Origin of the sequence: Pseudoalteromonas sp. 120-MNA-CIBAN-0494 (assembly GCF_040308885.1) — a bacterium.
GTDB lineage: Bacteria > Pseudomonadota > Gammaproteobacteria > Enterobacterales > Alteromonadaceae > Pseudoalteromonas > Pseudoalteromonas nigrifaciens.
In genome coordinates this window covers 57,590-71,420 of sequence record NZ_JBEOOE010000003.1, presented here as the reverse complement: position 1 = coordinate 71,420, position 13,831 = coordinate 57,590, and the positions used below count along the sequence as shown (strand labels likewise).

The following is a 13,831-nucleotide window of genomic DNA, read 5'->3' as shown; positions in this document are numbered from 1 at the left end:
ACAGCCTTTTACGATGAAAACATTTTTAGCTTTTCAGCTATTTGGTCATCTATTCACAAATTATAGATATAAATGGCCTTTACAGGCCATTTAGGAGCAAACTTATTCACTTTATTTTTTCTGGTCAGTCCAGAGTAAGCTACCAATTGCTGGTAAAAGCAGCACTGCACCCAGCATATTTACTAAAAACATGAAGGTAAGCAAAATTCCCATATCAACTTGAAATTTCAAATCAGAGAAAATCCAAGTACTCACGCCAATAGCAAGTGTAATACCGGTAAATAATACTGCACTACCGCGCTCAATTAACGCATTTCGATAAGCAACACTCAGCGGTACATTTTGTTTTAACTGCCCCATCATCGACGACAATATATAAATACCATAATCAACGCCTATACCCACACCTAATGCAATAACTGGCAGTGTAGATACGGTTAAGCCAATTTCCAGCTGTACCATTAGTGCTTGTGCAAGAGTAGATACCACATACAGAGGTAACACTACTGCAATGGTTGCTTTTACGCTTCTAAAGCTTAGTAAACACAAAACAATTACAGCGCCGTAAACATACAGCATCATCGGAATTTGCGCCGCTGACACTGACTCGTTTGTGGCTGCCATTACACCTACTGGGCCTGATGCGAGTTTAAACGCAACTTTATCTGTACCCTCTTCTTGTGCAAAGCGTTTAACACTTTCAATTACAAGATCAATTGTTTGCGCTTTATGATCATCTAAAAAGATAATCACTGGCATCACTGAGCAATCGCCGTTGAGTAACCCCGTGCTGGTTTCTACCCGCGAGGTAGATTGTACTAAGCTTGCAGAGTTACGTGGCAGGCTTTGCCATTTAAGGTTACCTTCGTTATAACCGGCATTTACCGACTGCGCTACCGAGCTTAAGCTTACCGCTGATTGCACACCGGCCACATTCTCTACTTTGTACTGAAAGCGGCTAATACGCTGCATCACATCATGCTCAGTACATGCTGCAGGATACGCTTCTACAATTACCTTTAAGATATCAGACGAAATGGTGTATTTGTCCGAGATTAAAAATGTGTCTTGGTTATAGCGTGCATCTTGGTGCAATGATGGTGCGCCAGCATGTAAGTCCCCAATACGCATTTTATCAGCTTGCCAATAACCAAGTGCAAATAACACTAAAGTAAAAGCAATTATCATTTTAGCAATTTTAGGATCGGTGGCTTTAACCAATAAATCTCTAATTGCATCAAGCATATTTGGTTTTTTAGCATCACCCGATTGAATATGTACACTATTTTCAAAGTGCATATACGACGCCCATACAGGGAGTAAAATTAGGTTAGTAAATATAATTACCGCAACACCTAAACTAGCAGTTATAGCAAGCTCTCTAATAATACCAATGTCAATGGTTAGCAGAGTTAAAAAGCCAACCGTATCCGATAACAACGCAATGCCGCCTGGGATAAATAATGCTCTAAAGCTTGACTGACAACATTCTCGCGTACTTTTACCCTCGCCTACTTTTTTACCTATCGCGTTAATCATCTGCACACCATGGCTCACACCAATTGCAAATACTAAAAAAGGTACCAAAATAGACATAGGATCTAAGCCAAAGCCTAAACTCGACAGTAGCCCTAATTGCCAAATTACAGCAATGATCGAACACATTATAGGTAAAATAGTCAGCTTTAAACTGCCACAAAATAGCCAAACCATAATAAAAGTAAAGGCAATCGCGATGGCAAAAAATACCACCACACCTTTTGCACCTTCGGCTATATCACCGGCCATTTTAGCAAAACCAATTATATGAATACTCACCTTGTCGGTGCTTAGCGGTTCACGTAGTTGTGTTTCGAGTTTTTGCGCAAATGCTAAGGTATCGAGCTTTTCTTGGGTTTGCGGATCGGTTTCCATTAATTGCGCTGTCACCATCGCACACGAATAGTCACTGGCAATCATGCGCCCAACTACTTTCGCTTTTTCGATATTTTCTTTAACGACCCCTAAACCCTGTTTATCGGCTTTAAAATTAGCAGGAATTATTGGCCCGCCGGCAAAACCATCTTCAACTACTTCAACAAATCGAGCGCTGGGTGAAAATATTGAATTTACTAAAGGTCGATTAACCCCTGGGATAAAATATAGCTGGTCGTGTACCGCTTTTAATTGGGTAAAAAATTCAGGATTAAAAATATCGCCGCTGTCGTCACACACCGAAATTAAAATACTGTTAGCGCCACCAAACTGCTTTTCGTGTTTGGTGTATACCTTCATATAATCGTGGTTTAACGGAATGTTTTTATTAAACGAGGCATCAAGTTGAATTTGTGTCGCTTTAAATGCCAATAAACAGGTTATAAGCACAAAGCTTATAAGCATAATTAAGCGATGTTTAAATATCGCATTTTCTATAAAGTCTAAAATCTTATGCATTAAGGGGTCAACTCCTTCACTTTAATGCCATCTTCTGTTGCCATGATTAGTTTATTATTTAAAATCACACCATCTAGAATTGCTTTACCGTCGGCCAACTGCTCATGTGTAAGCTCAGCGTTTTGCAAATGAAAAATCACGCCGCTATTGGCCAACATTAGCCATTGTTCATTGTTATAATTTATGATGTTGTTAATCGTTGCTGTTTTTTTATTATCAAGGTGCTGCCAATTTTGATCACCTCGCTGGCGAGTAAAAACATTGCCTCGTAATCCTGCCACTACCTCTTGCTGCGCATTGGCGCTAAATGCAAAAAATGATCCTGGGTAAATTTCGTCAACTCGCTGCCATGTTAAGCCTGCATCGGTACTTTTTGCCATTAAGCCCATTTCACCCACTAACATTAAACCGTCTGGAGTTTGCTCAATGCGGTTAAAGTGCGGCAAAATTGAGGCTGTTTCTGCTTCATAACCTTCTGGGTCGTGTTCTTTTAAATCACTCAAATATTCTCTATCGTCACTAAATAATAGCGAGTCTAAAAAACGTTTTTGCCAGTGCTTACCACCGTCGCTGGTTTGATAAAACATGCCATAAGCCCCCACAGCATAACCATGTAGCTCATCTTTAAATAAAATATCTAAACACGGTTTATCTATCTCTGGCTTAGCTTGTTGTAAATGCCACGTTTTACCACCATTTGTAGTATTTATTATTGTTGCATCGTGCCCACAGGCCCAGCCATTGTTTTCATTAGTAAAATCAACCGCAGTTAACAATACTTGAGTTGGCACCGATTCTGCTTGTTGCCAATCAATACCATTAATACTTGTAATTACAGTGCCATGCTTACCAACAGCCACTAAACCCGCTTTAGTTTGGGTAATATCAGTCAATAACGTTTTATCGGCGTTTATTGCACTAATAGCAAATTGAGGAGTTTCTTGTGCAACACTCGCACCGCTGAGGATCAGGCTGGCATATACCAAATACTTCATAAATTTAAATCGCCTTGAACTGGGGAATTGTTTGTCTATTTAGGTGAGGAAAAGCCCTGCGCGTCAAAAAGACAAACGCGATGAGAAAGGAAAAAAGGCACCTAACCAATCGGTTAGGTGCCTACTATTAACTATCTACCTTCGCGACGTAATGCGCTTGATGTAAACTCATTGTCGTTAAACGACTGAGAAAAATCATACATTTTGTGCTGATTATCTAAACCAATTGCTAAGTAACGACGAGAGTTTAAATCGTGATAAACCTCTAACGTACTCCACTGCGTTGGTACTTCATAGTAGTTAAGGCCATAAGCCATAGCTACACGGTAAAGTTGGTCACGGTTATCGTAAATATCGGTAACCTGTACTTGCCAGCTATCTTCATCAATATAAAACACACGTTTTTTATAAATATGGCGCGTATCATCTTTTAAGTTAGCTTCAACCACCCACACACGGTGCTTTTCGTAGCGTGTATGCTCAGGGTTAATATGTCCTGGCATTAATATTTCGTCATAGCTTAGTTTATCGCTATGGAGCTTATAACTATTGTATGGAATATAAAGCTCTTGCTTACCTTTTAATGTCCAGGTGTAACGGTTTGGTGACCCGTTAAACATGTCAAAGTCATCAGTAGTACGTAAGCTGTCAGCTGCTGTACCTGGTGCATCATAAGCAACGTTAGGTGCACGACGAACACGACGTTGACCACTGTTGTAGGTCCATGCTTGGCGTGGCGTTAATATTTGGTCCATGGTTTCATGCACTAATAACGCAGTACCCGCTAGGCGTGCAGGCTCGGTTACTTTTTGTTTAAACTTAAACAAAATATTTGAGTCTTGCAGTTGCGCAGGTGTAGCACTTGGATCTGAGTATTTAACTAGTAGTTGCTCATCAAAACCAACATAGTTATACGAACCCGAAGCGGTAGGTGCTGCTTGGCCGCCAAAGCGCTCAATAGACTGACCACGGTAACGTAGCAAGTGATTCCAAATTGCCTCTAAACCAGTTTTAGGAATAGGAAATGGAATACCAATTGCTGTACTTTTAATCCCATTACCGCCTTCTATTAGCTCTGCAGTGGGTGCAAATTGCTTAGTTGCATCATATACAAATTGCGGGAACGAAGCAGAGCGACGAGTTGCATATACTGGCATTTTAAAGGTATCAGGATACGCTTCAAATAACGCAATTTGGCCAGGGCTTAAGTTCGCTTTATATTTTTCAATATTACTTTTATCAATAGTAAACAACACTTTATCCGTATTAAACGGGTCTAAGTGATGCATACCTGCTTTATAACCTGCCGGTGCTGCGGTAATACCACCATTCCACGCAGGAATAGAACCATCTGCATTGCCTGCTTTTTGAGCGCCTAGTGGCGTTAAGTCTGCACCTAAGCGCGCAACTTCTTCGCTGCTAATTTTAGCTAAAGCAGCGTGACTTGCAAACAAGCTACAAAATGCAGTAGCAATGAGGGTAGGTTTTTTAATCATAATAATATTACCCCTAAATAGAATATTTTAAGTTAAATGAAATGTAATCGCGATCAGAGAAGGTATTAATGTCGCCGCCACCCCAAAATGAGTTGTAGCTAACATCTAATGACCACGCATTTTGATAGTTAAAGTTCATGGTTGCACCTAACGATTTACGATCCTCTATAAACAAAAACATAGGATCTGGCGTGCTACCATTTACGTCATGAGAAAATACAAAACGTGGCGAAAAGTTAATACCGTTATACAGGTTATAATAATCACCTTTAGCAATTAAGCGATAACCCCACGATGTAGCCGTAGCAAATTGTTTTTGCTCTGCTCCATTTGATAACGCCATATGTAGCGCAGAATAATCAGAACTGCCTGGGCCGGTCATAATGCCACTACGCCCAGTACCAGAAACGTTTAAACGCATTTCATCGTACTCCGGCATACTATGAATACGCACGCCACCAACCTCACCTACCACAGCCCAGCTATCTGCACCCAAAGATGGGCCAAATAAATGCGTCGCGGTAAATTGTAATTGACTGGTATTACGCTCTATATAACCTTTTGCTAGCTCGCCTGGGCCAACAACACTGACAGCATTGCCTTGGCTCATTTGTGAAATACCTGCAAATTCAGGGCGTAAACCTGCCACTGCTAATTGCTCTGGCATTGCAGCGTAAAGTAGCTCTACGTCATCAATTTGTAGTGGTTCATCTTCGCGAAAAGTAAACTCACCAGCAAACGCAGTTTCACCTAAAGATGTGTTGAAGCTCAAACCATAGAGTTTAATGTCTTCTGGGTATTCATTTTTTGCTAAAGAGAAAGCTCTTAAATTATGAATATTATCTTCAGTGATTTCAGTCGTTGTAATCATTGCTAAATCTTGGGCAAGTGAAGCTTGAGTAAAATTAGACACTCGACCAGATACTAACGGGCGACGGCTATGATAATTCACATGATAAAATGCCACTTCCGTGTCATTAAATTCAGGTAAAAACACGCCTAAACGTAAACCGTATTGGCCGCCGTCATCCGGCTCTACTTTACCTTCATCGCCTTTACCTTTTAGTGCTACCTTAGTTGGATAGGCTAAATACATTTCGGCCAGTAGCGCTTTGCCTTGAGCACTTGAAGGATCAACGCCTTTGAGTGAGGCTGCTAGGGCAAAGTCAGAGGTTAAATTATTTAAACTGTCGGTTAAAAATGCTAAATCAATATCAGGATTTGAAGTAAAACCTAACTGCACATTTTGCTGATAACCATTTTCAGAGGCAAAGTCATTGGTAGAAAAATACGTTCCCGTTGCTGGTAAGCGTGTTTCTTGCCATTGGTATTGATAAAAACCCTCTAAGGTTACGTTATCAGTAATACCTAACGACGCCCATAACATACCAACAGGTATAAAGGCTTCTTTAAGCTCTGCACCAGGCGCTTTTAAACGGTCTATGTCAACTGGGTTAACGTTAATACCATGCGATATTAATGTACTTTCACCCCAATTTATTACTTGTTGACCAACGCGAATTGATAGCGGGTTTTTGCCTTCATTTAAATCAAAGCTTGCCCATACATACGCATCTAATAAACGGATGTCAGCACAGCTTTGTGCTTTTGTATCTTTGTCATCACATGGATCGACGCCTTGGCCTGAGGTAGGGTTTACATAAGCACGATCGCCATCCATTAACTCAAAGTCATAAAAATACATAAATCGAGTAAACAAACCATAATTATCTTTACTGATAGATAGATCATGGGTGCCCTTTAATAGTTTTGAAAACGAATCACCACTATCAAAGTTTAAATCGCCTGCATCACCATTGTTTGAATATGATCCTGGTTGCGCCCACACATCTTGCGATGAGTAAACGGTATTGTTTAAGGCTGGGTTATAACCCGTCCAATCGAATGAAGGGTTGTTACTTTTACCTATTAAGCCAAAGTCTCGGTCTTCTACACGAATACTTTGCCCATAAGAAAAAGTGGAGTCGAAAGTTATATCAAAACCTCCGGCTTCAAAAACTGCCGCTTGTGCAGTCATTGCAGATAACCCTAAGCTTGCGGCTGCTAAACCTATAGCGATTTTATTTTTAACAAAAAGCGATCTTCTTATCATTTTGGTTTCCCCCCTGTCGCGGGTCATTTTGTGTGATCAAGTTATTGTTTTTAGTGTAATCGTAACGATAGAAGCGAATTAAACAAATTACAAACAGTCGCCTTCAATCAGTCATAATCTTTTTTTATTCACTGACGTTTACGCAATGGTAAGACGTCATACCAGTAATTTATACACGCAAATTAACAATAGGACAAATCGAAATTAACAAAAAGGCAATATTTATGTATATCTATAACATAAATACAAGCGCTTAGGCTACTCGTTCGAGGCGGATAAACTTATTTTCGGGGGTAAGTATCAATCTAAACCTACCTCGCACCCCTAAACTAGAAATGTAGGGGCGCAGGTAGTTTGCGGCAAATCGAATGCTTTTACCGCTGTCATCTACAACTTGTACTGAGCTATAACGTCCATGGTAGTAATCCATGCATTCGTTGTAGCTCAAATTTAATCTAAAATAATATTCAATCATGATTTAATTTAAGGCTTTTTCAACCTTCTCAAATAAATCGTCGCTCAGCGTATCTAAATCAGCTAAACGCTGCAGTTGTGTTTTCATTGCTGCAGAACGTACTTTATCGTAACGTTTCCAAGACATAAAAGGCGTTAACATGCGTGATGCATTTTGCGGATTAATAGTATTGAGCTTAATGAGTAAATCACCAAGCAAAGCATAACCTTGACCATCTAGGCGATGAAATTGCGCGGTATTAAAGTGACTAAAACTGCCAATTAAAGCACGCACTCGGTTAGGGTTTGAAAAGTCAAAACAAGGATGTTCATACAGTGCTTTAATATTGTCAATTGCATCATCACCCGACTGCATGGCTTGCAGTGCAAACCATTTGTCCATTACTAATACGTCGTGTCGCCATTGGCTATCAAAATGTGCAAGCAAGGTGTCACTTAATGTATGCGACGCTTTTATAGCACCACTGAGCGCACCGAGCACATTGGTCATATTAGTTGAGCTTGCAGCTTCTTTTATAAATTCAGCCGCTGATAAACTGTCTGTTTTTGCTAGGTAATACAAACATTGTTGTTTTAATGAACGTATTGCCACAGCAGCCGCATTAACACTGCCATCGTCTTGAAGTGCTTGGTAACAATTAATAAATTCTTGTTCAAGGGTATCAGCTATTTGCTGTTCAAACTGCTGTGTAATAGTAAGAATGGCATCAACTGGGATCGTCTCAAACTCAGCTGCTAAGGTATCAAAGCTAGGGAGTTTTAACAGTTCAGCAAGTAATGCCAAGTCACCTGCTCTACTGGCTATTAATACCTGTAATGCTGCTATTATTTCATTACTTAATGGTTCAGGTTTTTTGCTTGCAATACCACGCTTAACCGCATTAATAAATAGCTGTTGCTGTGCATCCCAACGCGAAAAATCGCTACGCGCAAAGCGCATTATGTGCAATAGGTCTTGATCGTTACTGTGCTGCTTTAATATACACGGGGCTGAAAAGTCTTCCAATAAAACGGCAACAGGTTGCTCTGCTAGCTGATCAAAATTAAATGTTTGCGTTGCTTTAGTTACATCAAGCACATGATCAACGCTCTGACCTTTATATTGTAACGGTACACTTTCCCCCTTGCTATCTAACAACTCAATTGCAAAAGGAATATGCAAAGTATCGTTTTGTGGCTGATTAATTGGCGCAGCCTGCTCAATGGTAAGGCTAAACGTTTGCGTCTCGCTATGGTAACTTTGTTGTACATTTAAACGAGGAGTACCCGATTGGCTATACCAACGTTTAAATTGCTCTAAGTTAATATTAGATGCATCACTCATAGCACTTACAAAATCGTCACAGGTAACCGCTTGGCCATCGTAGCGTTCAAAGTAAAGTGTCATGCCCTTTTGAAAGTTAGTTTCACCAAGCAAGGTGTGCATCATACGTATAACTTCAGCACCTTTGTCGTATACAGTCACAGTGTAAAAGTTATTCATTTCAATTACTTTTTCTGGACGAATAGGATGCGCCATAGGCCCTGCATCTTCACTAAACTGGTGAGTACGCATTACTTTAACGGCATCAATACGGTTTAGCGCTCGCGAGCCCAAATCACTGCTAAATTCTTGATCTCTAAATACTGTTAAACCTTCTTTTAACGATAACTGAAACCAATCTCTACAGGTTACGCGGTTGCCGGTCCAGTTATGAAAGTATTCATGCCCAACAATAGATTCAATGGTGTGATAGTCTTTATCGGTAGCGGTTTCTTGATTTGCCAAAACGCACTTACTATTAAAAATATTAAGCCCTTTATTTTCCATCGCTCCCATGTTGAAAAAATCAACGGCAACAATCATATAAATATCAAGGTCATACTCTAAATTAAAGCGTGTTTCATCCCACTGCATCGCTTTTTTAAGTGAGCTCATTGCATGCGGTGTTTTTGACAAGTTACCTTTATCTACAAATAAGGCTAAATCGACATTCTTACCACTTTTTGTAGTATAGCTGTCATTTAATACATCAAAGTCACCCGCCACTAACGCAAATAAGTAACTTGGCTTCTTAAACGGATCTTGCCACTTAGCAAAATGACGACCGTCTTGCGTTTCACCGCTATCTACCATGTTGCCATTAGAGAGTAACTGCGGGTATTTTTTGTCTGCTATTATGGTTACATCGAATGTTGATAAAACATCTGGACGGTCCATATAGTAAGTTATTTTTCTAAAACCCTGCGCTTCACACTGAGTACAATAAGCCCCACCCGATAAATAAAGTCCTTCTAGAGAAGTATTTGTTTGCGGAGAAATTTCGGTCACTATACTAAGTTGGCAGTGATCTGGTAGGTTATTAATAATGAGTTGCTCACCCACTATTTTATAATCGCTAATATCATGAGTATCTATTGAAAGCGACACTAAGCGTAAATCAATGCCATCGAGTACTAAAGGTGCCGTTTTAGCGCCCACGCGGCTCAATGTAAGTAGCGCAGTGACTCTTGTTGTTAACGGCTGTAAATCAAAGTTAAGCTCGGTGTGGTTAATTAAAAAGTTTGGCGCTTGGTAGTCTTTTAAATATTGTGTTTGCGGTTTTTGTGTGGCAGTCATAAATACTCCAAAAAAAGCCTCTTTTATGTTTAAAAGAGGCTGTTTAAATTAAGCTGTCTGTTTAGGTTTAATACGTAATATTTTAATACCTAAATAAGCGTAAATAATTGCCAATACAGGGTTAATTAAATTAAAGAAAGCATACAGTGCATAGTCAAATGGATTGATCAGTAACACGCTTTGCATATATGCACCACAGGTATTCCATGGGATCAGCGGGCTAGTAATTGTGCCGCCATCTTCTAAGGTACGCGATAAATTAACCGGCTTTAAACCACGGTTTGCGTATTCTTCTTTAAACATCCGCCCCGGTACCACAATAGCAATATATTGATCCGCCGCAATGACGTTTGTACCAATACAAGTCGCTATAGTTGCAGTGATTAACGACCCTGTGCTTTTTGCGATTTTAAGAATACTCTTAACAAACACATCTAACAGTCCCGTTTTTTCCATAATAGCGCCAAACATCAGTGCCGTCATAATTAGCCAGGTTGTTGTAAGCATACCTGACATACCACCACCACTGAGGAGCGCATCCATATTGTCGTCTTGGGTACTAATACTAAAACCATCAAAAAAAGTGGTCCAAATTAATTTAAAGTAGCCTATTAGCTGGCCTTGGCTTATGTCTATTTGGCTGGCAATTAAATCAGATTGAAACAACACAGCCCACACAGCGCCAAGTACCGCGCCTATCGATATAGCAGGAAACGCTGGCATTTTGCGTATCGCAAGTACCAAAAGTACAATTAAAGGCACTAGCATTTCTAAACCAATATTAAAGTTTTGCTGCAAAATAGCAGTAATTTCATCAATACGCCCTGCTTCACTCGATGCAGTCGCGTTAAACCCCATAAATATAAAGATTATTAAGGCAATTACAAAGCTCGGTACTGTAGTCCATAGCATATGCTGAATATGTTCAAATAAATCTGCCCCCACAACCGCAGGCGCTAAATTAGTAGTCTCTGATAGTGGACTAAGCTTATCGCCAAAATACGCGCCCGATATAACCGCACCAGCCGTTACTGTTTGCTCTAATCCTAAGCCTGTAGCAACGCCTAATAAAGCCACACCTATTGTAGCCGCTGTGGTCCACGAACTACCAATGCTCATTGCTACAATGCCACAAATTAAACAACTAGCTGCATAAAACCAACTCGGATTAATAACCTGTAAGCCATAGTAAATTAGCGTAGGTACTGTGCCCGAAAGCAACCAAGTGCCTATTAACGCACCTACCATAAGTAAAATTAAGATAGCGCCTAGCGATAAGGTGATCCCTTCAATCATCGCATCTTCTAGTTTTTTCCAATTGTAGCCATTTTTTAGACCTATTAATGCTGCTGCAAAAGTAGCAAATAACAAAGCTATTTGATTTGGCCCAGAAGAGGAATTATCACCAAATAGATAAACAGCCGCACCAAGTAAACAAATGAGAACTGAGATTGGAATGAGTGCATCAAAAAACGAGGCGGGTTTTATTGGTTTTTCTTCTAATGACTTCAAGATAAAGACTCCTACACACATCTAATGCATGTTAATTATTCTTCTTAGCACATACAGCGCATTAATCGAGCAACATTGATCTAGCTCAACTTTGTGTAATCAGCGATTATAACAATCTTGTAAATTATGGGTAGCAAAAAAGGCGCAATTGCGCCTTTTTTTATAGAGGTAAACCAATTATTACTTTTTGGCTATACGCCCGTATTTAATATAGTCTTGAGTGATCAGGGCTGCTTCCTCTAAAAATGGATCCAGCTTTTCAATTACTTCCGGCACATCATCTAGGTTTTCGATTGGTTTTTCACCTAAACGCGCTAAACGCTCATTAGTACGCACTAAAGCGCGTGCTTCATTTTCATCTTTTTCTTTAATACGCTGAGCTTCTACTAACGAAATAGTTTTGCGGTCTTTCTCTTCGTTGTAGCGAGTAATGTCTTCAAATACATAATTAAACTCTGGCTCTGACTGAATACGCTGCGCATGTTGCTTATCTAAATACGTAATAATCGGTTTTAAGTCACCCATTTCTTGGTATCTAGCGCGTACTATGCTATCCCACGGCAGTGCATTATCTTGTTTGCTTTCTCCCCACTCTGCGGGATCAATTGCAGATGGAAACGAAATATCAGGAATAACGCCTTTGTGTTGTGTGCTACCACCATTTATGCGGTAAAACTTAGCAATTGTATACTGCACACTGCCAAGCTCGTTGTCGTACAGGTCGTACGCTCGCCCTAAGCCTTTGTGCTGTTGTACAGTGCCTTTACCAAAGGTTTGCTCGCCAATCACAATACCGCGACCATAATCTTGTATCGCTGCTGCAAAAATTTCAGAAGCAGATGCACTGTATCTGTCTACTAGAACAGTTAACGGGCCATCGTAGTACGTAATACCATCGCGGTCTTTCTGCTCTTCAATACGATTATTAAGAGTGTGAATTTGTACCACAGGACCTTGGTCGAAAAACAATCCAGAAAGCTGTGTTGCCTCGTATAAAGAACCACCACCATTTTGACGTAAATCTATAATAACACCGTCTACTTTAGCTTCTTTTAGTTTAGCTAGTTCAACTTTTACATCTTGCGACAAGTTATTATAAAAGCCAGGTATTTCAATAACGCCTATTTTACTCGTTAAATCGGAATACTGTGCTTCAAACACTTCAGATTTGGCTGCTCTGTCTTCTAGGCGTATTTTATCTCGGGTTATTTCAACTATTTTAGGCGTACCGTGCGCATCAGCGCCTTTTAGATACTGTAAACGTACTTTTGTACCTTTAGGGCCTTTAATTAAATCAACCACGTCATCTAAGCGCCAACCTATCACATCAACAAACTCTTTACCGTCTTGGGCAACGCCAATAATGCGGTCATCGGCTTTAATTTGTTGTGATTTATCGGCAGGACCACCCGGTACTAAACTGCGAATAACGGTATAGTCTTCGTCTGGGCTTAATACTGCACCTATGCCTTCAAGCTCTAGGTCCATATCCATTTTAAATTGCTCTGCACGGCGCGGCGATAAATAAGAGGTATGCGCCTCTATACTGCGTGCAAGCGAATTCATTACTATTTGAAAGGCATCTTCAGATTTTGATTGTACTAAACGCTTTTGTGCATTTTTATAGCGCTTTACAAGTACATCCTTTATACCTTCCCAATCTTTACCGGTCATTTTTAAGCGTAGTGCGTCATATTTAACGCGCTCACGCCATATTTCATCAAGTTCGTCTTGGGTGGTTACCCAATCAGCATCTTCTCGATCAAAAAAGTATTCATCTTGTTTATCAAACGTCATCTCATTTTCAAGTAATGAAAGCGAGTAATCATAACGCTCAAAGCGACGTTTAAGGCTTAGGTTAAAAATATCAAACGTAAAGCCCAACTTGCCGGTTACCAATGCGTTATCAAAGCCATTACGATATTGCTCAAATGACGCAATATCGCTGGCTAAGAATACACTTTTATTAAAATCAAGGGATTCGATATAACGATCGTACACTTTACTTGAAAGCTCATCGTTAAATCGAACCGGTGTATAGTGTGAACGAGTAAATAAGTTAACCACTCGTTTGCTGGCTGTAGCATGTTGACTTTCTTGCTTGAGCAACGGTAAGTCTTTTAACGTAACGGCTTCAACGGCAGCAAATAATGAACCTGAAAACAGGGCAGCAACTAACGGAATGAGCGTAAACTTTTTACTCATACAC

The 13,831-nt window shown here is 40.0% G+C and carries 8 protein-coding genes; all 8 read right to left on the bottom strand.

The genetic code is table 11. The features are described from left to right. Nucleotides 1-111: 111 nt before the first annotated feature. The 8 genes from AAEY55_RS03590 to prc all read right to left on the bottom strand — a co-directional run bounded on the left by AAEY55_RS03590 (nt 112) and on the right by prc (nt 13,827). A complete protein-coding gene (locus tag AAEY55_RS03590) occupies nt 112-2,433 on the bottom strand; it encodes an RND family transporter (protein WP_192531492.1) in 2,322 nt (773 codons plus the stop codon). Next, entirely contained in the window at nt 2,433-3,428 is a 996-nt protein-coding gene (locus tag AAEY55_RS03585; protein ID WP_192531491.1) for a YCF48-related protein, read from the bottom strand. Before AAEY55_RS03585 ends, AAEY55_RS03590 begins: the two co-directional genes overlap by 1 nt. Nucleotides 3,429-3,559: 131 nt before the next feature. After that, entirely contained in the window at nt 3,560-4,924 is a 1,365-nt protein-coding gene (locus AAEY55_RS03580) for a DUF1329 domain-containing protein (protein ID WP_011328351.1), read from the bottom strand. 13 nt (nt 4,925-4,937) lie between these two features. Beyond that, entirely contained in the window at nt 4,938-7,037 is a 2,100-nt protein-coding gene (locus AAEY55_RS03575) for a DUF1302 domain-containing protein (RefSeq protein WP_011328352.1), read from the bottom strand. A gap of 253 nt (nt 7,038-7,290) precedes the next feature. Further along, a complete protein-coding gene (locus AAEY55_RS03570) occupies nt 7,291-7,512 on the bottom strand; it encodes a DUF2835 domain-containing protein (protein ID WP_080516811.1) in 222 nt (73 codons plus the stop codon). A 3-nt stretch (nt 7,513-7,515) separates the two neighbouring features. Next, entirely contained in the window at nt 7,516-10,110 is a 2,595-nt protein-coding gene (pepN, locus tag AAEY55_RS03565) for an aminopeptidase N (RefSeq protein ID WP_350550081.1), read from the bottom strand. Nucleotides 10,111-10,158: 48 nt separating this feature from the next. Further along, nucleotides 10,159-11,643 (bottom strand): Na+/H+ antiporter NhaC, encoded by a 1,485-nt coding sequence (gene nhaC, locus AAEY55_RS03560; protein ID WP_011328355.1) that lies wholly within the window; start codon nt 11,641-11,643, stop codon nt 10,159-10,161. Between the two features lie 159 nt (nt 11,644-11,802). After that, nucleotides 11,803-13,827: a carboxy terminal-processing peptidase gene (gene prc / locus AAEY55_RS03555; protein ID WP_011328356.1), complete on the bottom strand. Its 2,025-nt coding sequence runs from the start codon at nt 13,825-13,827 to the stop codon at nt 11,803-11,805. Nucleotides 13,828-13,831: the final 4 nt, after the last annotated feature.